Raw genomic sequence first — 23,033 nt, forward strand, 5'->3', positions numbered from 1 at the left:
TCGTGCCTCAGCTCCCGAACAGTTCGCGTGCGGCGTGCCCGAGGACGGGGTAGATCGCCCCGGCCATCAGCACGACCCAGATGCCGACGACGGTCCAGAGCATCTGCTTCTGGTACCTCGGGCCCTTGGACCAGAAGTCCACCGCGATGACCCGGAGGCCGTTGAGCGCGTGGAAGAGGATGGCAGCGACCAGGCCGTATTCCAGGCAGGCCACGATCGGAGTCTTGTACGTCGCGACGACGTCGTCGTACGCCTCGGGAGAGACGCGGACGAGAGCGGTGTCGAGGACGTGCACGAACAGGAAGAAGAAAATGAGGACGCCGGTGACTCGATGAGCCACCCAGGACCACATGCCTTCCCGGCCGCGGTACAGCGTTCCAGCCGGCACGGAAAACCCTCCGGGAGCGGGGATTGGGGCCTGCCGGCTTCACTGTCGGTCGGGCCCGGCCGGGTACGGTCCACCGGCCCTGGCCATCGTAGCGACGCTCTGTCGGTTCGGTCCCCCGGGGTCTGTCAGGTGTGATCAAACAGGCACGTACGGCCTAGGCCACAGGGACCAAGGGGTCCCGGATGTCCGATGCGCCCCGGCGTGTCCGGGGCACGAGTCACGACACTCCGGGTGAAAACCAATATCTTCGCAGCAAAGCACCACATAGGAGGTTTTGCTCCATGGCACGGACCGTCAGGCTCTCCCGCGCGTCGGCCGTCCGGGGAACCGTGGCCAGCCTCGCCCTCCTCGCCACGATGTCTCTCATGGGGTGCCCCCGGGACGGATCGGCCGACCGGCCGGGCCGTGACGACTCCCGTTCGCCCGAGGGATCCACGGTCGCCACCTCGGCCAAACCCTCCCCGGCCGCACCCGGACCCGCGCCGGCGCCCGTGGCGCGCGGCGTGCCGCAGACCGTGCCCGCCGTCCGGGGGTACGCCCCGCGCAACGGCCCCGGCTGGCGGCCGGCCAACGGTGCCAGGGTGGTCGCCGACGAGAAGGGGCCGCTGGCCGACGAGGCCCGCCGGCTCGCCGCCGACCTGCGGCTCCCCTTCGCCCCTCCCCCCGCCCGGCCCGGCGACGTCGAGCTGGCACTGCGCCCCGCCCAGGGCGGCGGCCGCGAGTCGTACGAGCTGACGACCCAGGACCGCAAGGTCGTGATCACCGCCCCCGACGAGGCCGGCGCCTTCTACGGCACCCGCACCGTCGTCCAGGCCGTCCGCACCGGCGGCGGGCTCCCCGAGGGCGTGCTGCGCGACGGCCCCGACCGCCCCCAGCGCGGCCTCAACCTGGACATCGCCCGCAAGCACTTCACCGGCGACTGGATCGAGCGCCGGCTGCGCGAGATGGCCGACCTCAAGCTCAACCAGCTGGGCCTGCACTTCTCCGACGACCAGGCATTCCGCATCGAGAGCTCCTCGCACCCCGAGGTCGTCTCCCCGCAGCACCTCACCAAGGCCGAGCTGCGCCGCATCACCGACCTCGCCACGGCCCTCCACATCACCGTCGTCCCCGAGATCGACTCGCCCGGCCATCTGGGCGCCGTCATGAACGCCCACCCGTCCCTGCAGCTGCGCGACGCCTCCGGGACGGTCGCCCGCGGCGCCGTGGACGTCGCCAACCCCGAGTCCGCCCGCATCCTGGACGACCTGATCCGCGAGTTCGCGCCGCTCTTCCCCGGCCCGTGGTTCCACCTCGGCTCGGACGAGTACCGCGCGCTGATGGCCAAGGACCCGCAGACCTCCTACCCCCGCCTGGCCGAGGCGGCCCGCCGGAAGTACGGACCCAAGGCGCGCGTCCAGGACCTGGCGACCGGCTGGCTCAACGACCGCGCGGCGGTCGTGCGCAGCCTGGGCAAGACGCCGAAGGCGTGGAACGACGGATTCTTCACGGGCGGTGTGGTCACACCGGACAAATCCATCGAAGTGGAGTACTGGACGGGTAAGGAGATCGGCGCCCGTCAGCCGCAGGAGTACCTGAACGAGGGACGGACGCTGGTCAACCTGAACGACGAGTACCTCTATTACGTGCTCGGCCAGCCGAACCAGTTCGTCTACCCGACCGGCGAGCGGATCTACCGCCAGTGGTCACCGGCCGTGCTGCGCGGCACGGCGCCCGTACCCAAGGGCCCGACGACCCCGGACCGCATTCCCGGCGGCCGCCTGGCCGTGTGGTGCGACCTGGCGAACGCCCAGACCCCGGCGCAGGTGGCCGCGGGAATCCGCCTGCCACTGGCGGCGGTGGCCCAACGCCTGTGGGACCCCCGGGTCCCGTCCCGCCCGTGGGCGGACTTCACGGCTCTGGCCGGCCGGGTGCGTCGCTGACACATCGGTGTCCTCAATCGCCGGACAGGCTGATTTTCAGCCCGTCCGGCGATTGAGGACCGGGGTCCGGGGCGGAGCCCCGGTTCCGGGAAGGGGCGGGGTGGGGAAAGGCCGCGCGCAGCGCCCCCGGGTGCACCGCCCGGTTCCGGGGAACCGCGAACCGCCACCCGGCGGCAGCGCGGAGCGTTACCCTCCCCGGAAGCACCGCGTACGTAACGAGGGTCCGATGAAGATCGAATTCCTGCTGCACAACGCCTACGGCATCGGCGGCACCATCCGCTCCACCGTCAACCTCGCCACCGCCCTGGCCCACCGGCACGACGTGCGGATCGTCAGTGTCAACCGCCCCACCGACGAGCCGGAGCTCGCCCTCGACCCGCGCGTGCGGCTCACCTCCCTGGTCGACCTGCGCGAGGGCACCGAGACCGACGAGCACGCCGCCCCGCTCAACCAGCGGCCCAGCGAAGTCTTCCGCGACGAGCGCATCGACAACGGCCGCATGGCAGCCACCGCCCTCACCGACGAACGCGTCGCCGCGCACCTGGCCACCACCGACGCCGACGTCGTCATCGCCACCCGCCCCAAGCTCATCGGCTACCTCGCGCGGTACGGAGAGGGCCGCCCGTACCTGCGGCTGGGCCAGGAGCACCTCACCCACGAGGCGCACGTCGCCGAGCTGCACGCCGTGATGGACCCGGCCATCGCCGCCCTCGACGCCTTCACCACCGTCTCCGAGGCCGACGCCGTCCACTACCGCCGCGCCCTGCCGGACGCCGGGGCCCGCATCCTCTGCGTCCCCAACGCCGTCCCGGCCCCGGCCGCCGCTCCCTCCGACGGCACCTCCAAGCTGATCGTCTCCGCCGGCCGCCTCGTCGCCGTCAAGCGCTACGACCGCCTCATCGACGCCTTCGCCAAGGTCGCCGCCGAGCGCCCGGACTGGAACCTGCGGATCTACGGACGCGGGCCCGCCAAGGCCAAGCTGCGCCGGCAGATCGAGGAGCTGGGCCTGTACGAGCGCATCACGCTCATGGGCGCCCGCTCGCCCATCGAGACCGAGTGGTCCAAGGGCGCCGTCGCGGCCGTGGCCTCCGACGCCGAGTCCTTCGGCATGACGATCGTCGAGGCCATGCACGCGGGCCTGCCGGTCGTCGCCACCGACTGCCCCCACGGCCCCCGCGAGATCCTCACCGACGGCACCGACGGCGTGCTCGTCCCGCTCGACGGCTCCGGCACCGTCGACGCCTACGCGGACGCCCTGCTGCGGCTGACCGGCGACGCCGCCCTGCGCGCCCGGCTGGGCGACGCCGCCCGCACGGCCGCGCACCGCTACGAACCGGCCGCCGTCGCCCGCCGCTACGAGGAGCTCTTCGAGGAGCTGCGCCCGGGCTGCACCACCGCGACGCCGCCGAAGAAGGGCGGGCTGCTGCGCGGCCTGTTCGGCGGCCGCAAGCAGCCGCAGGCCGCCGCACCGCGCCCGCAGGGCGGCATCGCCCACCCCGAGGCGCGCTGCGCGGCCGACGCCGACGGCTCGCTGGTCGTCCGCGTGCCGGCGGAGCAGCTGACCGGTGCCGACACGCACGTCCTGCTCCGCCACCGGGGCAGCAAGGGCAAGGAGACGGTGCGGGTGGCCCTGCCCGCGCAGGGCCGCGAGGCGGGCACGTGGGTGGAGGCCCGCGTCGACCGGGCCGCGCACGTGCTGTCCGAGGGGCGCTGGGACGTCTACGCCGAGCGCGCGGGCGACGCCTCGCGCCGCCGCCTGCGCGCCGCGCTCGTCGAGCAGAAGGCGCTGCTGGACCTGCCGCTGCAGCACACCGGGCGGGGCGTCGCGGCCTGGGTGCCGTACGCGACCAGCGACGGCTTCCTGGCCGTACGGACCTGGCTGCGCCCCCGGCACGTCGAGGCCGTGGAGGTGCGGGTGGGCGAGGACGGGACGATGGTCACCCTCGCCGCCTCCGGGGACACGACGCTCGGGGAGGGCGCCGAGCTGATCGCCCGGCTGCGGGACGCCGACGGCTCGGTGGGCGACGTCCGGGGAGCCGTCGAGAACGGGACCGGCTTCCTGCCGCACGAGCCGATGAGCCGGCGCATCGGCGACGAGCAGGACCTGTGGGACCTCTACGTGCGCCCCGCGGCCGGCGCGGCGCTCGTGCGCCTCGGCCGGATCGCCGGGGACTTCGCCGACCGCAAGGGCATCGACACCTTCCCCGCCGCCACCCGCGGCGAGGTGCGGCTGCGGCCGTACTTCACGGTCACCAACGACCTGACCATCGCGGTGAAGGACGTGGCGGGCGAGGACGCGTGATGCTGTCCGCGGCTGGTGTGACGTAGGAGGAGCCTGCCGCGCTGTAAGACCCAGAGCCGTTTGTTTCGCGGAAACAGACAGAGGGAGAACGCTCATGGGTTTCTGGGGCTACTTACTCCTCGGCCGCGGCGGCGACGGGGCACTCGCCGAGTGCCCCGTTCCCGCGGTGCGCCGTGAACACCTGAGACCCGCCGGCACCTTCGCCGGCGGCTGGCGGCTGTGGGAGCACCCCGGGCCGCCCGAGCCGGCCGGCGTGGACGCGCTGGTGCGCGCGCTCGCGGACCGGACGGGCGCGCCGGCCCTGGCCGCGTACGTGATGGAGAGCCACTGCGCCGTCCTCGGCGGCGCGGAACCCGGGGGCGCGTGCTGGTCGGCCTGTCTGGGGCGGACGCCACTGGCCCACTACATGGCCGACACCGGGCTCGGCCTCGACGAACTCTTCCCCACCCCGCGGGCGGCCGCGGCGCACTGCGCCGCGTGGGCGGCCGCGGCGGGGCACGCGGTGGACGCGGCGGAGCTGGCGGGAGTGCTGGCCGCCGACCCCGAACCGCTGGTGGAGGACCTCTTCCACGAACTGCTGGCGCGGCTGGGCATGGTCGAACGGCGGCTCGCCGGACGGTGAAGCCGGCGGAGACGGCGGAGGACGGCCGGAGCCGCCACCCCCCACAGGAGAGGCTCCGGCCGCCGCCGTTGCGAACCCTGGTGGGGCACGCACTTCCTACAGCGCCGGGATTCGAAAATTCGTCACACCCTGGCCGCACCCCGCGGCCGCGTAGTATCTCCCGCTCATAGCCGTTTTCCGGGTGGCCGGGACCGGCCACCACCCTGGGGGTCGAAAACATGTATCCGTGCGGTCATTGCCGCGCCGCCGCAGTGGGCCCGGACGGCCGCTGCGCGGCGTGCGGGTCGTACCAGCAGCAGGTGGGCGTGGGGGCGCCCGCCGCGGCGTACCCGTACCCGGGCGCGCCGGGCATGATGCCGGCCGGGATGCCGGTCGGCGGCGTCGACCTGCGGCGCGGCGTGCGGATCGCACTGACGGTGTTGCTGTCGCTGACGATGGCGGTGCTGCTGCTCCTCATCGCGGCACGCAGCGAGCAGCGCGAAGCGCTCGACGAGATCCTCAACGGCGGCGCCTTGTCCAGCGCGCGCGAGCGGGCCGACGACGCCGACGGGTTCTACGCCGCCATGCTGGGACTGCACACCCTGGTGCTCATCGCCACGGCGGTGCTGTGGGTCATCTGGTTCCGCCGGATGCGGCTCAACGCGGAGGCGTTCGCGCCCGGTACGCACCGCTTCGGCAGCGGCTGGGCGGTCGGCTCGTGGTTCACGCCGGTCGTCAACCTGTGGTTCCCCAAGCAGATGGCCAACGACATCTACCGGGCCAGCGCACCGGCGGGCCCGCAGAGCGCGCCCAAGGGCCTGCTCAACGCCTGGTGGACGCTGTGGCTGACGGCGGGCGGCTTCAGCATCGTCGGCTCGGTCATGTTCGCGGTCGCCGAGCGCCGGCTCAAGACGCGCCGCTACATCTTCTCGTCGGCGCGCGAAGACGTCGAGTCGCTGAAGACCGCGATCTCGGTCTCCACGTTCGCCCTCGTGCTGTACATCGTCGCCGCGCTCCTGGCCCTGCTGGTCGTGCGGCAGCTGTCGAAGCTGCAGGAGCAGCGCGCCCTGGCCGGCCCGCTCGGCGTCCCGCCGATGGGCGGCGCGATGCCGATGACGGGCGGGATGCCCGCACCGGGCATGCCGGGCATGCCGGGGATGCCGTACGGTGCTCCGGCGGCGCCGCCGGCGCCGTCGGCGGGCTGGGCGCCCGTCCAGCCGCCCATGCCGCAGCCGCCCATGCCGCAGCCGCCCATGCCGCAGCAGCCGCCGGGGACGCCGTACGGGCAGCCCCCTCAGGGGCCGCCGCCGCAGAATCCTTTCGGCAACGGTCCGCAGGGCTACTGAACCGCAGGTACGACGCGTAGTGCAGGATGAGAGCGTGCAGGGGGACGACGCTGAGCTGACCGCCGCGGTGCGCGCGGCGCAGGGCGGGGACGAAACGGCTTTCCGTACGGTCTACCGGACCGTGCATCCCCGCCTGCTCGGGTACGTACGCACGCTGGTCGGCGATGCCGAGGCGGAGGACGTGGCCTCGGAGGCGTGGCTGCAGATAGCCCGGGACCTGGAGCGGTTCACGGGCGACGCCGACCGCTTCCGCGGCTGGGCCGCCCGGATCGCCCGCAACCGGGCGCTCGACCACATACGGATGCGCGGGCGACGCCCCGCCATCGGCGGGGACGACAGCGAACTCGCGGGCCGCGCGGGCGACGCGGACACCGCGGGCGAGGCCCTGGAGGCGCTCGGCACCGGCCGGACCCTCGCCCTCATCGCCCAGCTGCCGCAGGACCAGGCCGAGGCCGTGGTGCTGCGCGTGGTCGTCGGCCTGGACGCCAAGAGCGCCGCCGGCGTGCTGGGCAAGCGCCCCGGCGCGGTACGCACCGCCGCACACCGGGGCCTGCGCCGGCTGGCCGAACTGGTGACGTCCGGAGGCGGCAGTACGCCCGCCGACGCCACCCCCGGACAGCGGCAGTCACACACCGGAGCGGGCGGAGTCAACGCTTCTGCCGGTGTGACGCAATTGCGCGCGCGGACGCAGAAGGACATGTGATGGCGGACGACCACCGGTACGACAATGACTGGCTGGATGACGACGCCGTGGAGCGAGTGCTGCGCGGCGAATCCGTCGTCGCCGAAGACGTGGCGGGCGGGGGTGCGCCCGAGGGCCCGGAAAAGGCCGCGCGCGTCGCGGCCGAGCGCCTGGACGCCGCCCTGCGCTCCCTGATCGCCCCCCTCCCGGACGGCCCCCTCCCCGGCGAGGAAGCAGCCCTGACCGCCTTCCGCGCAGCCCGCGCCGAGGCTGCCGCGGCCACGGCCGACACGACCACGGGCGCCGCCGGCACCGCCACGGGCCTCGGCCCGGCCGCCGGTTCCGCCGCCGCCCGTGACCTCACGGCGGCGCCGGGCACGACGCCCGCCAACGGTTCGGCTCGGGCCACGGGCCCGGCCCACGCGGCCGGTTCAGCTCGGCTCACGGGCCCGGCCGGTGCTGTCGGTTCGGCGGCCGGTTCCGGTGCCGCGGGGTCTGCCCTGGGCCCGGGCGCGGGCGGTGCGGGCGGTTCGGCTCCTGCCGTAGGCCGTGGCCTCGCCGCAGGGCCGGGCAGGGTCGTCGGCGCCGACGGTTCGGCTTCGGGCACGGGCCCGGCTGGTGCGGCTCCGGCCGCGGGCCGTGGTCTGGCGGCGGGCGCCGGTGCGGTTGCCGGTTCCGGCGCCAACGGATCCGCCCCGGCCACGGACCCGGGCGGTGCTGTCGGTTCGGCTCCGGCCGCGGGTTCTGGCTCGGCCGCCGGTTCCGGTGCCGCGGGGGCTGTCCCGGCCGGTGCTCCTGATTTGGTCGCGGCCACAGGCCCGGCCGGCTCGGCCGGCGGCCGTGGCTCCGCCGTCGGCCCGGCCGCCGGCCACGGCTCCGGCGGCCGCCCCGCCGAGGTCGCCGGTCCCGGGCGCGTCGGCGTGCGGCCCGGCCGTGCTGCCGCTCCGGGTGGCCATCCGGTGCGGGACCCGCACGGAGGGTCCGGCGGGCGCATTCGTTCCTTCCTTCAGCGGCCCGTCAAGGCCGCCCTCGCGCTGACCCTGGCCGGGTGCGCGGTGGGTGGCGTCGCGGTGGCCGCCGGTGCGGGCGTGCTGCCCGTGCCCTTCGGGCGGGGCGGCAAGGAACCGGCCCCCGCCGCCAGCGTCAACGCCGCCGAGCGCCCCGGCGCCGGCGCCACCGGCACCCCCCGCCCGTACGGCACGCCCTCGCCGGGGGCGAGCGCCGGCAAGCGGACGGGGGAGCCCGACGTCCACGGCTCGCCGCGGCCCGGTGCCGGCACGACCGCGCCCGGCGGCGCCCCCAGCGGCGGGCCCGGCCGCAGCCCCTCGGCGCCCGCGCGCCCGGGCGAGGACCCCGGCACCGACGACCAGGGCGGCAACGACGACGCGTCCGGCGCGACCGGCGGCGGTGGCAAGGTCTGGGCCACCCGGATCTGCCGCGATTTCCTCGCCAACGGCAAACGGGTCGACGAGGACTCCGTCCGCACGCTGGAGCGCAACGCCGCCAGTGCCGGCCTCACGGCCGTCCGCACCTACTGCGAACGCCTGCTGAGCGGCATCCTCGACGCCAAGGGCGACGACGGCGAGGACACCGGCGCACCGACCGGCGGCGCGTCGGCCAAGCCGCGCACCCGCTCCCGCATCAGCCTCCCGGACCCCCTGCGGACACCGGGTGTGACACTTTCGGACGCCTCGGCGCTGTAAGGAGTGAGCCGACTGGTCATCGGCTGCGCAGGAGCCGGAGTTCCCCCCATACCGTCGGCTCTGCGCATCGGCGCGGGCGGGGCTCTTCCCCCGGCCCTGCCCGCGCCCCCCTCGGTTCGCCGTGCCCCACCGCTACAGTCCGGAGAAGGACCCTCCGAAACGGAGCGCGGGAGGCACCCATGACCCGGTCGACCGAATCCGGACCGCCCATCCAGCCCGTCTACGGCCCCGGCGACCTCGCCGGCTGGGACCCCGCCGAAAAGCTCGGCGAACCGGGCGCGTACCCCTACACCCGCGGCGTGTACCCCACGATGTACACCGGCCGGCCGTGGACCATGCGCCAGTACGCCGGCTTCGGGACCGCCGCCGAGTCCAACGCCCGCTACCGGCAGCTCATCGCCCACGGCACGCACGGCCTGTCCGTCGCCTTCGACCTGCCCACCCAGATGGGGCACGACTCCGACGCGCCCATCGCGAGCGGCGAGGTCGGCAAGGTCGGCGTCGCCATCGACTCGGTCGAGGACATGCGGGTGCTCTTCGACGGCATCCCCCTCGGCGAGGTCTCCACCTCGATGACCATCAACGCCCCGGCGGCCCTGCTGCTCCTGCTGTACCAGCTCGTGGCGGAGGAACAGGGCGTGGCCCCGGACCGGCTGACGGGCACCGTCCAGAACGACGTCCTCAAGGAGTACATCGCGCGGGGCACGTACATCTTCCCGCCCAAGCCCTCGCTGCGCCTGACCGCCGACGTCTTCCGGTACTGCGGCGCCGAGCTGCCCCGCTGGAACACCATCTCCATCTCCGGCTACCACATGGCCGAGGCCGGCGCCTCGCCCGCGCAGGAGGTCGCCTTCACCCTCGCCGACGGCATCGAGTACGTCCGCACGGCCATCGCCGCCGGGATGGACGTGGACGCCTTCGCGCCGCGGCTCTCCTTCTTCTTCGTCTCGCGCACCACCCTGCTGGAGGAGGTCGCCAAGTTCCGGGCGGCCCGGCGGATCTGGGCGCGGGTGATGCGCGAGGAGTTCGGCGCGCGCGACCCCAAGTCGCTGATGCTGCGCTTCCACACCCAGACGGCGGGCGTCCAGCTCACCGCCCAGCAGCCGGAGGTGAACCTGGTGCGGGTGGCCGTGCAGGGCCTCGCGGCGGTCTTCGGCGGTACGCAGTCGCTGCACACCAACTCCTACGACGAGGCCATCGCCCTGCCCACCGACAAGGCTGCCCGCCTGGCGCTGCGCACCCAGCAGGTGCTGGCGTACGAGACGGACGTGACGGCGACGGTCGACCCGTTCGCGGGCTCCTACGTGGTCGAGTCGCTGACGGACGCGGTCGAGGAGACCGCCGTCGACCTGATGCGGAGGGTCGAGGACCTGGGCGGCGCGGTCGCTGCGATCGAACACGGCTTCCAGAAGGCCGAGATCGAGCGCAACGCCTACCGGATCGCACAGGAGACGGACAGCGGCGAACGGGTCGTGGTCGGCGTCAACCGCTTCCGGCTGGACGAGGAGGAACCGTACGAACCGCTGCGCGTCGACCCCGGGATCGAGGCACGGCAGCGCGAGCGCCTGGCCCGGCTGCGGACGGAGCGCGACGGACGGGCGGTGGAGGCCGCGCTGTCGGCGCTGCGGAAGGCCGCCGAGGGCACGTCGGACAACGTCCTGTACCCGATGAAGGACGCGCTGCGTGCCCGGGCCACGGTGGGGGAGGTGTGCGGGGCGCTGCGGGAGGTGTGGGGCTCGTACGTCGCGACGGAGACGTTCTGATCTCCTTCCCGGCTGGGGGAGACTGGTGGCTATGTCCTCACCGCGCCGCACCTGCCCCGTATGCACCCGGGAGATCGCCGTCGTCGGCGGCCGTTTCGCCCGCCACGACCCGCCGGGCCGCCGTCCCGCCTTCACCTACGACCTCGTCTCCTGCCCGGGCTCGCGCCGCTCCGCCCCGCTGCTGGCCACGGAGCCACGGCTGTTCGACCCGGAGGAGCCGCCGATGCAGGGACAGCAGCAGCTCTTCTGACCCTGCGCGGCGGCGCCCCCGCGGCGCTCAGCGGCAGAGGACGTCGCCGTCCGGGCGCCTGCCGGTGACGAAGAACTCGCTGACGGTGCGGTCGGCGCAGGCGGTGGCCGAGGACTTGGTGGCGGACAGGTAGGCGCCGTGCCCGCCGGTGTCGACGGAGACCATGCGCGCCCGGTCACCGAACGCCTCCCGCATCTTCAGCGCCCCCCGGTACGGGGTGGCGGGGTCGCGCAGGTTCTGCACCATGAGGACGTTCGAGGGACCTCCGTCCGGGGTGATGCGGGTGGGCTTGTCGGCGGGGGCGTACTTCCAGAAGGCGCACGGCGTCACGTTGACGGGCATGCCGGCCGTCAGCGGGTGACGCACCCGGTCGGCGGCCACGGCGCGCTCGTAGGACGCGATCGAGCGGGGCCACTGCACGTCGTTGCATATGACCGCCATGGTGACCGGCGCATCGGCGGCCGGGACGATCAGGGGTTCGGCGACCGGCGGGGCGTCGTCGCCCGCGTCGCGGGCAGCGACGATCGTCGCGGCGAGCTTCTCGAAGGACCGGTCGTAGTACAGGGCCTGCTGCAGCTGCGCCCGCAACCGGTTGCCGGTGAGCAGGGGCTTGCCGTTCCGCTGCTCGGGGAGGCGGTCGAGCTTCGAGGCGAGCGCGAGGACCGCCGGCCGCACGTCCTCGGGCCGCTCCGCGACCCGGTGCTTCGCGTCACGGGAGGGATCGGCGGCCCACTTGGCGAAGTCGGGGAAGCGGTCGTCGGCCGCGGCCGACATGTTCGCCAGCCAGCCGCGCTCGACGCGGGACGGGTCCGGGTCGCCGTTGCTGTCCAGCACCCAGCGGTCGGTGCGCTGCGGGTACTTCTGTGCGTACACCGCGCCCACGTACGTCCCGTAGGAGCTTCCCCAGGCGGACAGCTTCTCCTCGCCGAGGGCCTCGCGGAGGCGGTCGATGTCGCGCACCTCGTTGGCGGTCGAGAACGAGCGGACGAGCTCACCGCCGTTGACCGCGCAGGACTCGGCGATGCGGCGCGACCGGACGACGTTCGCGCTGATGTCCCCGTCGGGGGCGGGGTAGGAGCGGAAGTGGGTGATCTCGCGGTCGTCGTCGTCCAGCTTGCAGTCGGCGCGGGTGCTCCCACCGACGCCGCGCGGATCCAGCCCCACGATGTCGTACGCGCCACGGGTCGCCTCCCGCAGCTCGGCCCCCATGGTGGCCACCTTGGCTCTGCCCGAGCTCCCGGGCCCGCCCGCTATGACCAGCAGCGTGCCCCGCCGCGCCTGCGGCCGGTCCGTGCGCAGCCGGGAGACGGCCACCGTGATGTGCCGGCCCCCGGGCTTGCGGTAGTCCAGCGGCACCGACAGATCGGCGCACTCGGCCCCCGGCGAGTCGGCGCACGCCTTCCAGGACAGGGCCGGGACGGCGGAGGCGGCGCCCGCCCGCGCCTGCGGCTGCGGCTGCGCTTGTGCGGGTGCGGTGATCGTGGCGGCGACGGCGGCGGACGAGAGGGTCAGGAGAAGGGCTTTGCGCTTCGTAAGTGCCATGTGTTCCATGGTGGTTGAGCGCGACGCACGTGACTATCCGGTGATCCACCTAGTGGCAGCGGGGGGTAGCCCCCGGAGGGATCTCAGGGTGGGGGCATGATGACCCAGGCCAAGGGGGCAGGGGGCAGCAGGCGGGGAGGCTGGGGGGCGCAGCGCGCAGCGATGACCTGGCGGAGAAGCGAGCCGGAAAAAGGACCGCCGGTGGGAGATCGAGAAGATCAAGAAGCGGTACGAGAGAATGGGGAAGGAGGAGCACCCACTCCTTGCCACTCTTAACTTATAGCGCACGGGGGGCCTTGCGGCAAGGCCCCGGTCATGGCGCAGAATCACCGTCCTGAGCCGGAATCTGCGGAAACGGGGAATCGCGAAGTGCGTGTGCTGTTGCTGTCGTATGGGTCGCGCGGGGACATCGAGCCGATGGTGGGGCTTGCGATGGAGTTGCGAGCGGTCGGCGTCGACGTGCAGATGTGCGCGCCGCCGGACTTCACGGAGCTGCTGGAAGGTTTCGGCTTCCCGCTGGTTCCGCTCGGCCAGTCGATACGCGAGATGGCGACCAAGGCGGTGACGGAGACGAAGCCGGAGACGACGGCCCCGGCGCCGGCGAAGAGCCTGCCGCAGCGCGCGGCCGAGATCTTTGCCGCGACGTACGCCTCGGTCCTCGCGGTGGCCGGGGACTGCGACGCGATCGTGGCGACCGGCTTGCTGCCCGCCGCGGCCGCCGGCCGGGCGGTGGCCGAGAAGCTGGGCATCCCCTACGAGTTCGTGGCCTGCTTCCCGACCTACCTGCCGTCGCCGCACCACCCGCCGCTAGCCTGGCCGGGCCGGCAGTCCCCGGCGGACGAGACCGACAACCGGGTGCTGTGGGACCTGAACGCCGAGAACCTCAACGGGCTGTTCGGCGAGGCGATCAACACCCACCGGGCGACGTTCGGTCTGCCCCCGGTGGACAACGTCCGCGACCACGTCTTCACCGACCGCCCGTGGCTGGCGGCGGACCCGTTCCTGGGCCCGTGGCCGGAGCCGTCGGACCTCGACGTGACGCAGACCGGCGCGTGGATCCGTACGGACGAACGCCCCCTCCCGGCCGACCTGGAGACGTTCCTGGACGCCGGGACGCCGCCGGTGTTCGTGGGCTTCGGCAGCATGCCGCTGCGCGAGGGGCAGGACGTCGCCCGGGCGGCCGTCGAGGCCGTGCGGGCGCAGGGCCGCCGCGTACTCGTCTCCCGCGGCTGGGCCGGCCTCACCCTGACCGACGACGCGGACGACTGCTTCGCCGTCGGTGAGGTCAACCAGCAGGCACTGTTCGGCCGGGTGGCCGCCGTCGTGCACCACGGCGGCGCGGGCACCACGACGACGGCCGCCCGGGCCGGCACGCCGCAGGTGCTGGTCCCCCAGATGGCCGACCAGCCGTACTGGGCCGGCCGCGTCGCCGAGCTGGGCATCGGCGCGGCACACGACGGTCCGACCCCGACCTTCGAGTCCCTGTCGGCCGCGCTCAGGACGGCCCTGGCCCCCGAGACCCGCGCCCGAGCGGCCGCCGTGGCCGGCACGGTCCGCACCGACGGTGCGGCGGTGGCGGCGAAGCTGCTGCTCGACGCGATCAGGTGATCCCCGCGGAACCACCGAGCCGGACCCGGACCCGGCCCCAGAGCACACGTACTTGTACCACCGGTCGCAAGCGGCCTCACAGCGGAGCTGATCACGTGAACACCCCGACCACCAGCGCTTTCGACCTCCCCGACACCCTCGCCCTCAAAGCCGACCCGGCACTGATCGCCGGCGACGAGCAGCACTTCGAGGCCATAGCGGAGTGCCTTGAGCAGTCCATCGCCGACCTGTCCGACCGCCTGGACGCCCTGCGCAGGGCGCCCGGCGGCCTCGGCCAGCAGGCCATGGAGCGGGACATGGAGATCCATCGGCTGTCCGCCCGCCTGCGCGCCCTGCGCCGCTTCGGGCTGGACCTGTGCCTCGGCCACATGGTCGTCGCGGACCAGCCCGAGCCCGTGTACATCGGACGACTCGGCCTCAAGGACAGCGAGGGCCGCCGGCTGCTGCTCGACTGGCGTTCCCCCGCGGCCGAGCCGTTCTTCGGAGCCACCCACGCCAACCCCATGGGCCTGGCGAGCCGCCGCAGGTACCGCTGGACCCGCGGCCGGATCAGCGACTACTGGGACGAGGTGTTCACCCCGGACGCGTTCGCCGGGCACGCCGCGCTCGACGACCAGTCCGCCTTCATCGCCAGCCTGGGCAGCAACCGCTCCCCGCGGATGCGCGACGTGCTCGGCACCATCCAGGCCGACCAGGACGCCATCATCCGCGCGGGATCCCGCGGCGCCCTCGTCGTCGACGGCGGCCCGGGCACGGGCAAGACCGTCGTCGCCCTGCACCGCTCCGCCTACCTCCTCTACTCCGACCCGCGCCTCGGCCACCGCCGCGGCGGCGTCCTGTTCGTCGGCCCGCACCAGCCCTACCTCGCCTACGTCGCCGACGTCCTCCCCAGCCTCGGCGAGGAAGGCGTCCAGACCTGCACCCTGCGCGACCTCGTCGCCGAAGGAGCCACCGCAGCGACCGAGACCGACCCGGACGTGGCCCGCCTGAAGTCCTCCGCGGACATGGTGAAGGCCATCGAGAAGGCCGTCAGGTTCTACGAGGAGCCGCCCACCGACGCGCTGACGGTCACCACCCCCTGGTCCGACATCCCGCTCACCGCCCGCGACTGGGCCGCCGCCTTCGAAGCGGCAGAACCGGGTACGCCGCACAACGAAGCGCGCGAGCAGGTCTGGGAAGAGCTGCTCACCATCCTCATGGACAAGCACGGCGACGCCGACGGCGAGGACTTCTCGCCCGAGCAGCTCCGCACGTCCCTGCAGCGCAACAGGGAGCTGCTCGGCGCCCTCAACCGGGCATGGCCGATGATCGAAGCGGCCGACCTCGTCGGAGACCTGTGGTCGGTGCCCGCCTACCTGCGGATGTGCGCCCCCTGGCTCGGCCCCGACGAGGTCCGCAAGCTGCAGCGCAAGAACGCCCCCCACGCCTGGACGGTCTCGGACCTGCCCCTCCTCGACGCCGCACGACAGCGGCTCGGCGACCCGGAAACGGCACGGCAGAAGCGCCGGCACAAGGCCGCCGTCGCCGCCGAACGCGCCCGCATGTCCGACGTCATCGACAACGTCATCGCGGCCGACGACGACGGCGAAGGCGCGGTCACGATGCTGCACGGACAGGACCTGCGGGACACCCTGATCGACGAGACCGCCCTGCCCGGCACCGACCTGGACCGGCTCGTCGGCCCCTTCGCGCACATCGTCGTCGACGAGGCCCAGGAACTGACCGACGCCGAGTGGCAGATGCTGCTGCTCCGGTGCCCGTCGCGGAGCTTCACCATCGTCGGCGACCGTGCCCAGGCCCGGCACGGGTTCACGGAGACGTGGCAGGAACGGCTGGAGCGGATCGGGTTCGACCGGATCGACCTGGCCTCGCTCAGCGTCAACTACCGGACGCCGGCAGAGATCATGGCCGAGGCCGAGCCGGTCATCCGGGCCGCGCTCCCGGACGCCAACGTCCCGACCTCCATCCGCAACGGCGACGTCCCCGTCGTCCACGGCCGTGCCACGGACCTGACCTCGGTCCTCGACGCCTGGCTCGCCGCCCATGACGAGGGCATCGCCTGCGTCATCGGCGATCCGACCTTCCGGTCGACGCCGCGCGTCCGGTCACTGACGCCGTCGCTGTCGAAGGGGCTGGAGTTCGACCTGGTCGTGCTGGTCGACCCGCAGGCGTTCGGCGAGGGCATCGAGGGAGCGGTGGACCGCTACGTCGCGATGACGCGAGCGACGAGGCAGCTCGTCATCCTCGAAACGGCCTAGCGAAGAGTGTCGAGGAGGGCGGCCCAGCTTGACGAGGGGAGTGTCAAGACTGGGCCGTCGGCGCGCTGCTTGGAGTCGCGGACGCGCACGCGCGTGGGGCCGTTGTCGACCTCGACGCAATCGCCGTTGTCGGGGCCGCTGTGGCTGGACTTCCGCCAGCCTCTGCAGGTCACCGCAGCGCGGCGACGAACGACGACCAACTTGACAGCGGTAGCGTCAAGATCGGGCCGTGGGGGTCCTTGGAGTCGCGGACGCGGATGTGGGCGGGGGAGGTGGCGTTGACTTCCAGGCAGTTGTCGCTGCCGTCGTCGTCTCCGGCAGAGCTGTAGCTCGACTTGCGCCAGTCCGGCATGTGCCGCTCAGAGCGCATGCTCATACTCCTCTGCTACTGCATTGATCAGGGACAGTGACGCCTGGCACGACAGCGCATCGCCTAGTGCGAGTTCGTAGGCGGCTTGGCACTGAGCAACCCTTGCCGGGTCGTCGTACATGTGTCCTGTCTTGACTCCCTCAACGTACGCCAAGGGAGGAGCGTCGTCGAACCCGTAGAGGGACAACGAGCTTGAGGTGAGCGCATGGCTGCCGATGCTGAAGGGGAGTACGTGCAGCCGGATACGGCCGCTGTCAGCGAGTCCTGCGATGTGGCGTAGTTGCGCGGCCATGACGGCCGGTCCGCCGACAACCCTGCGCAGCACATGTTCGTCCAGCAGCACCCACATGACCGGCCCGTCCGGCTCTTCGAGGATGTGTGCCCGCTCCAGGCGCTGTACGACTCGCCTGTCAACCTCGGCTGCTTTCACGTTGAGCAGCCCGAAACGGAAGACCGCGCGAGCATACGGTTCGATTTGCAGGAGTCCGGGGACGAGGGCGGATCCGTACTCCCGGATGCAGATGGCCAGCTTCTCCATTTCCACCAGCGGCGCGAAGTGCCCGGCGAAGCGGGATGTGCTCAGCGTCGGCAGGAAGCGCTCGAAGAAGCCGTCCGTCCCCAGCTCCTTGTCCAGCCTCCTGGCGTCCTCGATGCGCGGCTTGCGCCGCCCCGCCTCGATGTGGGCGATCAGCGACGGCGAGCAGACGACCGCGTCGGCGAGCGACTGCTGCGTGTGGTCCGCGGCCTCGCGCCGCAGCCGTAGCTCTTCGCCGTACGCCTGCCTGGCGATGGACGTCCCCTGCGGGACCGGGTCTTTGGCCATGGCGTAACACCCCTCTTGACAGTGGCGTTGGAGAGCCGGACCCCCTTCCGGAGCGTAGTCCCGCGCAGCGACGATCTCGGCACAGTCCGTAAAGAACGCCCCGAAGGGACCGCGCCGTGCACGACACCCCCAGGACCCACCCCGACCCCGACGTGACCACGTACCGCGAGGGCGCGTACGTCATCGACACCCGCAGTCACGCGTTCGCCCAAGTCCTCGGCCCCGCAGGGGCCCACGTGCGGGTCGTTGCGCCCGGGGGCGGCCGGCAGTGGGAGGTGCCCTCGCAGTGGTTGCGGCTGGCGACGCGCGGGGAACGGGAGGCGGCCGGGGTGCGGGGCGGTGCGCCGCGGTCGGCGGTCGGCTGTACGGAGTGCGCGGGACTGGAGGCGGCGCGGCGGGCGGCCGTGGCCGGTGGGGACGAGGAGGCCGTCGTGGACGCGACGATCGCGGTCCGCAGCCATTTCCGGGACGCCCATCTGCTGCCGGGACGGGCGTGGTGACGGTCTACGCCGCCGGGCGGCTGGTGACGCACTGCCCGCACGCCGCCGGGTGGACCCGCACGGCGGGGGAGGCCCGGTGCGAGCGGTGCGGGGTGCGGCGGTTCACGGAGTACGGGGCGGTACGGCCGTCGGGCCTGCCGCAGGCGGTCGTGCCGTCCCCGCGGGCCCGCCGGGCGGCGGACCGGGCGGCGGCCCGCAACGTGGCGATCCGGTGGGGGCGGCGCTAATCCGGCGTTCCGGGTTTGGTGTAGAGGACCTCGCGGGCCTGCTCCGCGGCGCGGGCGATGCTCTCGCCGATGAAGTCGGTGAAGCGGGCGATGTTCTCCAGGCGGGCGGCGGCCGGGGTGTCGCGGCCGAGGATGCCGACGCCCTGGCGCGCGACCTCGGCGAGCTGGGCGCTGGACCGGGCGGCGGCCATCGTCGACTGGTACCAGACGTCGTTGTCGACGACGTAGCGCTCGCGGCGGCGTTCGTCGCGTTCCCGGCGGACCAGGCCCTGGCTTTCGAGGAATGCGACCGCTTTGGAGACGGACGCCGGGCTGACCTGGAGGCGCTGGACGAGTTCGGACGCGGTGAGGCTCCCCGCGTCGGTGATGAAAAGACAGGTCAGGACCCGGGACGTCATCTTGGGCAGGCCCTGTTGCATGAAGAGGGTCGTGAACGTCTCCTCGTACTCGCGCACGGCCTCGGCGTCGCGTCCGTGCGCCGGCGTGGGTGCGGGCACCTCCGCGCCCGGCGGCGCGGCCTGCTTGGCGCGCCGCTGGGTGCGGCGTTCGGTGGCGCGGTGGGCCAGGTCGGCGCGGTAGGCGAGGGGGCCGCCGTTGCGCATCACCTCGCGCGTGATCGTCGAGGTGGGGCGGTCGAGGCGCCGGCCGATCTCCGCGTAGGCGAGGCCGTCGGCCAGGCCCAGCGCGATCTGCTGGCGTTCCTGCTGGGTGAGCCTGCCTCCCGGCATGCGTGGTCTCCTTCGTGCTCGTCGGCGCCTCCAGCATAGCGTTCACTTTTCATCCATTGCAACGAACGGGCGGCCTGATGTTGCGTTAGATCTACAGCCGTTGCAACGATATTCTTGCTGTGACCTGCAAGAATGCTGATTGCGTGCAACGAAGGAGTTGCCGGATCTGCGAACGCAACGTAGCTTTTCCAAAGTCAGAAACGACGAAGCGAAGGAACGCATCATGCAGAAGTTCGACACCCCCGCCCTGATCTCCACCGTCCTCGACATCCCCGCGGGCCGCGTCCAGTTCATCGCCGCCGACCGCGTCGACACCACGGTCGAGGTCCGGCCCGTGGACGCCTCGAAGGGTCGCGACGTGAAGGCGGCGGAGCAGATCCAGGTCGCCTACGCCGACGGCGTGCTGCGGATCGAGGCCCCGGCGGCGAAGAACCAGTACTTCGGCCCCACCGGGTCCGTCGAGGTGACGGTCCAGCTGCCCGCCGGCTCCTGCGTCGAGGCGCAGGCGGCCAGCGCCGAGATCCGGGGCGTCGGCCGGCTCGGCGACGTCACCTTCGAGGGCTCGCACGGCTCGGTCAAGCTCGACGAGGCCGCGAGCGTCTGCCTCACCACCCACGCCGGTGACGTATCGGTCGGCCGCCTGGGCGGCCCCGCGGAGATCAGCACCGGGAAGGGCGACATCCGGATCACCGAGGCCGTGCGCGGCACGGTCGTGCTGCGCACCCAGTCCGGCGACGTGTCGGTGGGCGCCGCGGCCGGAGTTTCGGCCTCCCTGGACGCCGGCACCACCTACGGCCGGATCCACAACGCGCTCAAGAACACCGAAGGCGCCGCCGGCCTGAACATCCACGCGACCACCGCCTACGGCGACATCACCGCCCGCAGCCTCTGAGGACCGCGGTGCCCGGGGCCGAATTCCGTTGGACGAGGGTGCTGCGACCGCGCCACCCTCTGGTCATGGAACCGCATTACTGGCCCCTGTACCGGCTGCGGATCACCACGCCGCGCCTTGAACTGCGCCTGCCCGACCTGAAGGTGCTCGACGAACTGGCCGCCGTCTCCGCGGCCGGCGTCCACGACCCGGCCGAGATGCCCTTCGCCGTCCCGTGGACGGACGCCCTCCCCGAGGAGCGCGGGCGGTCGACGTTCCAGTACGTGCTCGGCACCGTTGCGCAGTGGCAGCCGGAGAACTGGGTGCTGTGCCTGGCGGTGCTCTTCGAGGGCAGACCGGTGGGACAGCAGGACCTGCGGGCGCTGGACTTCGGGGTGACCGGGGAGGCGGAGACCGGTTCGTGGCTGGGCCTGGCCCACCAGGGCCGGGGGATCGGCACGGAGATGCGGGCCGCGGTGGCGCACCTGGCGTTCGCGGGGCTGGGTGCCCGGGCGCTGGTGTCGGCGGCCGCGACGGACAACGTCCGTTCGCTCGGCGTCTCCCGCAGGCTCGGCTACCGCCCCGACGGCTACGAGACCCTGGCCATCCGCGACCGTGCCCGCACCTTCCGGCGCCTGCGCCTGGACCGCGAGGCGTGGGAGGCGCACCGGAGAGTCCCAGTGGAGGTGACCGGTCTGGAGTCCTGCCTGCCGCTGTTCGGGGTGCCGTCGGCGGCCGTGGCGTGAGCCCGGGCGGGGCCGGTCCCGTCCGTCCCCGTCGCATCGCCCTGGTGTGCGGACAACTCCTGCCCCGTTAGCGTGTGTTCGAGTGGGGAAAGGGGCTCGGGTGACCGGTTACAGAAGCGAAGACCCCGGCAGAGAACTTGAGGGGCTCGGGGAGCAGGCGCGGGCGCTGGGGCGGCGGGAGGTCTCGTCGCGGGAGCTCGTGGAGCGGGCCCTGCGGCGGATCGCGGAGACGCAGCCCACGGTGAACGCCTTCCGGCGGGTGCGGGCCGAGGCGGCCCTGGAGGAGGCCGACGCCGCCGACCGGCGGCTCGCCGCGGGGGAGCGGGCACCGCTGCTGGGGGTGCCGATCGCCGTCAAGGACGACATGGACGTGGCCGGCGAGCCGACCGCCTTCGGGTGCCCGGGGACGTTCCCGGCGAAGAAGGACGACAGCGAGGCCGTGCGCCGGCTGCGGGCCGCCGGCGCGGTGATCGTGGGCAAGACCAACACCCCGGAGCTGGGGCAGTGGCCCGTCACCGACGGGTCCGCGTTCGGTGTCACCCGCAATCCGTGGAGCCCGCAGCACAGCCCCGGCGGTTCCTCGGGCGGCTCGGCCGCCGCGGTCGCGGCCGGGCTGGTGCCCGCCGCGCTCGCCTCGGACGGGGCGGGCTCGATCCGCATACCCGCCGCCTGGACGCACCTGGTCGGCATCAAGCCGCAGCGCGGGCGGATCTCGACGTGGCCGCAGCGCGAGGCGTTCCGCGGCATCACCTGCGACGGGCCCCTCGCCCGTACCGTGGGCGACGCCGCGCTGCTGCTGCACGCCGCGAGCGGCTCGCACGAGGGCGACCTGCACCGCCCGCCCGCCGTCGACATCCTCGCCGCCGCGGGCCACGGGCCCCGGCGGCGGCTGCGGATCGCCCTGTCGCTGCGGCCGGCGTTCGCCGCGGTCCGGCACTGGCTCGACCCGGCGGTGCGCGCCGCGACCGTCCGCATGGCCGAACGGCTCGAAGTGCTCGGCCACGAGGTGGTCGAGGAGGACCCGCGCTACGGGCCCATCGGCCTGGCTTTCGTGCCCCGTTCGATGGCCGGGGTGCGCGACTGGGCGGCCCGCGTGCCCGACCGGACGCTGCTGGACCCCCGGACGCACGCGAACGTCCGCGGCGGGTTGGTGCTCGGCGGTGCGGTGCTGCGTGCGGCCCGCGCGGCGGAGGCTCCGCTCAAGCGGCGGATCGGGGGGATGTTCTGGCGCTTCGACGCCGTGCTGACGCCCACCACGGCCGTGCCGCCGCTGCGCACCGGGGCCCTGGCCGGCCTCGGCAGCCACGAGACCAACTCCCGCATGATCGTGGCCTGTCCGTACGCCTGGCCCTGGAACGTGCTGGGCTGGCCCGCGGTGAGCGTGCCGTCCGGCCTCACGGAGGCGGGACTGCCGATGGGCGTGCAGTTGCTCGGGCCGGCGAACAGCGAGCCGCTGCTCATCTCGCTGGCCGCGCAGCTGGAGGCGGACCAGCGGTGGGACGAACTGTGGCCCGCGGGCCGGCCGGACTGACGGCCCTGGCGGAGGGGCCGGCCGTGGGGGAGTCGGCCGGCCGCGGGGGAGGCGGGCGGCCCCGGCCTCCGCCGTTGTCTCAGGGGGCCAGGACGTCCAGCTCCGCCATCGCCCCCGACGCGATCTCCCGCGTCAGCGCCTCGGCCCGTTCCGCGTCCCGCTCCCGTACCGCCTCCGCGACGCGGACATGCAGGGTCACCGCGGCCGGATCGGGGTCGGTGAACATCACCTGGTGATGGGTGCGGCCGGTGAGGACCTCCGCCACCACGTCGCCGAGGCGGGCGAACATCTCGTTGCCGGAGGCCCGCAGGATCACGCGGTGGAAGGCGATGTCGTGGACGAGGTAGCGCTGGAGCTGCTGGCCGCGCGAGGTGGCGACCATGCCCAGGGCGTGCTCGGTCAGCTCCGCGCACTGCTCGGGAGTGGCCAGGCGCGCGGCGAGTCCCGCGGCGACGGGCTCCACCGCCGAGCGCAGCACGGTCAGCGAGCGGAGCTGGCGCGGACGGTCGGGGCCGGCCAGGCGCCAGCGGATGACGCGCGGGTCGTAGACGTTCCACTCCTCGGGCGCCAGGACGGTCACGCCGACGCGGCGCCGGGAGGTGACGAGGTGCATGGACTCCAGGACGCGTATCACCTCGCGGACGACGGTGCGCGAGACGTCGAACCGCTCCTCCAGCTCGTCCGTGCGCAGCACGCTGCCCGGCGGGTAGTCGCCCGCGGTGATCGCGGGCCCGAGGGAGTCGAGCACGCGCGCGTGCAGGCCCTGTGCGCTGTCCATGGGATCAGCCTACGGGGCCACTGCCACCGCGATTAAGTATGACGTTTTAGTTACGAGCCCTTGAATACGTCGTACAAGTGGGTTTCAGTGAGGC

Annotated in this window: 22 protein-coding genes; 15 read left to right on the top strand and 7 right to left on the bottom strand. The window is 73.4% G+C overall.

Annotation, left to right across the window (positions count from 1 at the left end; all coding sequences use genetic code 11):
• Positions 1-7 precede the first annotated feature (7 nt).
• The gene (gene sdhC, locus LE181_RS12705) at positions 8-388 is read right to left on the bottom strand and encodes a succinate dehydrogenase, cytochrome b556 subunit (protein WP_190111125.1); all 381 of its coding nucleotides are present in this window, start codon (positions 386-388) and stop codon (positions 8-10) included.
• A gap of 281 nt (positions 389-669) precedes the next feature.
• Here sdhC and LE181_RS12710 point away from each other — a divergent pair, with 281 nt between their 5' ends.
• The 8 genes from LE181_RS12710 (at position 670) to LE181_RS12745 (ending at position 10,957) form a co-directional block, all read left to right on the top strand.
• On the top strand, positions 670-2,310 hold the full coding sequence (locus tag LE181_RS12710) for a beta-N-acetylhexosaminidase (protein WP_225661356.1): 1,641 nt from the start codon (positions 670-672) through the stop codon (positions 2,308-2,310).
• A 226-nt stretch (positions 2,311-2,536) separates the two neighbouring features.
• Positions 2,537-4,612 carry a glycosyltransferase gene (locus tag LE181_RS12715; protein ID WP_225661357.1) on the top strand — a complete coding sequence of 692 codons (2,076 nt, stop codon included), beginning with the start codon at positions 2,537-2,539 and terminating at the stop codon, positions 4,610-4,612.
• Positions 4,613-4,706: 94 nt separating this feature from the next.
• Positions 4,707-5,234 (top strand): hypothetical protein, encoded by a 528-nt coding sequence (locus LE181_RS12720; RefSeq protein ID WP_225661358.1) that lies wholly within the window; start codon positions 4,707-4,709, stop codon positions 5,232-5,234.
• A gap of 218 nt (positions 5,235-5,452) precedes the next feature.
• Positions 5,453-6,559 (top strand): DUF4328 domain-containing protein, encoded by a 1,107-nt coding sequence (locus LE181_RS12725; protein WP_225661359.1) that lies wholly within the window; start codon positions 5,453-5,455, stop codon positions 6,557-6,559.
• 34 nt (positions 6,560-6,593) lie between these two features.
• Positions 6,594-7,262, top strand: coding sequence for an RNA polymerase sigma factor (locus LE181_RS12730; RefSeq protein ID WP_225661360.1), 669 nt, complete (start codon positions 6,594-6,596; stop codon positions 7,260-7,262).
• A complete protein-coding gene (locus LE181_RS12735; RefSeq protein ID WP_225661361.1) occupies positions 7,262-8,944 on the top strand; it encodes a hypothetical protein in 1,683 nt (560 codons plus the stop codon). Before LE181_RS12730 ends, LE181_RS12735 begins: the two co-directional genes overlap by 1 nt.
• Positions 8,945-9,123: 179 nt before the next feature.
• A complete protein-coding gene (locus LE181_RS12740; RefSeq protein ID WP_225661362.1) occupies positions 9,124-10,707 on the top strand; it encodes an acyl-CoA mutase large subunit family protein in 1,584 nt (527 codons plus the stop codon).
• 31 nt (positions 10,708-10,738) lie between these two features.
• The gene (locus tag LE181_RS12745) at positions 10,739-10,957 is read left to right on the top strand and encodes a hypothetical protein (protein WP_225661363.1); all 219 of its coding nucleotides are present in this window, start codon (positions 10,739-10,741) and stop codon (positions 10,955-10,957) included.
• 27 nt (positions 10,958-10,984) lie between these two features.
• Here the strand turns inward: LE181_RS12745 and LE181_RS12750 are convergent, their stop codons facing one another.
• Positions 10,985-12,499 (bottom strand): alpha/beta hydrolase, encoded by a 1,515-nt coding sequence (locus tag LE181_RS12750; protein ID WP_225661364.1) that lies wholly within the window; start codon positions 12,497-12,499, stop codon positions 10,985-10,987.
• Between the two features lie 417 nt (positions 12,500-12,916).
• Between LE181_RS12750 and LE181_RS12755 the strand changes: the two genes are divergently transcribed.
• Together LE181_RS12755 and helR are read left to right on the top strand one after the other, a co-directional pair.
• Positions 12,917-14,107: a glycosyltransferase gene (locus LE181_RS12755; RefSeq protein WP_372458333.1), complete on the top strand. Its 1,191-nt coding sequence runs from the start codon at positions 12,917-12,919 to the stop codon at positions 14,105-14,107.
• A gap of 95 nt (positions 14,108-14,202) precedes the next feature.
• Positions 14,203-16,365, top strand: coding sequence for an RNA polymerase recycling motor ATPase HelR (gene helR, locus LE181_RS12760; RefSeq protein ID WP_225661366.1), 2,163 nt, complete (start codon positions 14,203-14,205; stop codon positions 16,363-16,365).
• On the opposite strand, the gene LE181_RS12765 is transcribed toward helR, so the two are convergent.
• From LE181_RS12765 to LE181_RS12775, 3 genes are read right to left on the bottom strand one after another with little or no spacing between them, the layout of a single operon-like run.
• Entirely contained in the window at positions 16,362-16,538 is a 177-nt protein-coding gene (locus LE181_RS12765; protein ID WP_308103126.1) for a DUF397 domain-containing protein, read from the bottom strand. The genes helR and LE181_RS12765 overlap by 4 nt on opposite strands.
• Complete coding sequence (locus LE181_RS12770) at positions 16,535-16,735, bottom strand: DUF397 domain-containing protein (RefSeq protein ID WP_225661368.1); 201 nt, start codon at positions 16,733-16,735, stop codon at positions 16,535-16,537. The genes LE181_RS12765 and LE181_RS12770 overlap by 4 nt, the downstream gene beginning before the upstream one ends.
• Positions 16,725-17,558, bottom strand: coding sequence for a helix-turn-helix domain-containing protein (locus LE181_RS12775; RefSeq protein WP_225661369.1), 834 nt, complete (start codon positions 17,556-17,558; stop codon positions 16,725-16,727). Before LE181_RS12775 ends, LE181_RS12770 begins: the two co-directional genes overlap by 11 nt.
• Before the next feature lie 116 nt (positions 17,559-17,674).
• Here LE181_RS12775 and LE181_RS12780 point away from each other — a divergent pair, with 116 nt between their 5' ends.
• Entirely contained in the window at positions 17,675-18,058 is a 384-nt protein-coding gene (locus LE181_RS12780) for a hypothetical protein (RefSeq protein WP_225661370.1), read from the top strand.
• Positions 18,055-18,285: a DUF6255 family natural product biosynthesis protein gene (locus LE181_RS12785; protein ID WP_225661371.1), complete on the top strand. Its 231-nt coding sequence runs from the start codon at positions 18,055-18,057 to the stop codon at positions 18,283-18,285. The genes LE181_RS12780 and LE181_RS12785 overlap by 4 nt, the downstream gene beginning before the upstream one ends.
• Here the strand turns inward: LE181_RS12785 and LE181_RS12790 are convergent.
• On the bottom strand, positions 18,282-19,013 hold the full coding sequence (locus LE181_RS12790) for a GbsR/MarR family transcriptional regulator (protein WP_225661372.1): 732 nt from the start codon (positions 19,011-19,013) through the stop codon (positions 18,282-18,284). The genes LE181_RS12785 and LE181_RS12790 overlap by 4 nt on opposite strands.
• A gap of 223 nt (positions 19,014-19,236) precedes the next feature.
• On the opposite strand from LE181_RS12790, the gene LE181_RS12795 reads away from it, so the two are divergent.
• From LE181_RS12795 to LE181_RS12805, 3 genes are all read left to right on the top strand, one after another.
• Positions 19,237-19,905, top strand: a complete 669-nt coding sequence (locus LE181_RS12795; RefSeq protein WP_225661373.1) for a DUF4097 family beta strand repeat-containing protein — start codon at positions 19,237-19,239, stop codon at positions 19,903-19,905.
• A gap of 65 nt (positions 19,906-19,970) precedes the next feature.
• On the top strand, positions 19,971-20,630 hold the full coding sequence (locus tag LE181_RS12800; protein WP_225661374.1) for a GNAT family N-acetyltransferase: 660 nt from the start codon (positions 19,971-19,973) through the stop codon (positions 20,628-20,630).
• 100 nt (positions 20,631-20,730) lie between these two features.
• The gene (locus LE181_RS12805) at positions 20,731-22,161 is read left to right on the top strand and encodes an amidase (protein ID WP_225661375.1); all 1,431 of its coding nucleotides are present in this window, start codon (positions 20,731-20,733) and stop codon (positions 22,159-22,161) included.
• A 79-nt stretch (positions 22,162-22,240) separates the two neighbouring features.
• On the opposite strand, the gene LE181_RS12810 is transcribed toward LE181_RS12805, so the two are convergent.
• Positions 22,241-22,939, bottom strand: a complete 699-nt coding sequence (locus LE181_RS12810; protein ID WP_225661376.1) for a FadR/GntR family transcriptional regulator — start codon at positions 22,937-22,939, stop codon at positions 22,241-22,243.
• Positions 22,940-23,033: the final 94 nt, after the last annotated feature.

The organism is Streptomyces sichuanensis (assembly GCF_020328095.1).
GTDB lineage: Bacteria > Actinomycetota > Actinomycetes > Streptomycetales > Streptomycetaceae > Streptomyces > Streptomyces cinnamoneus.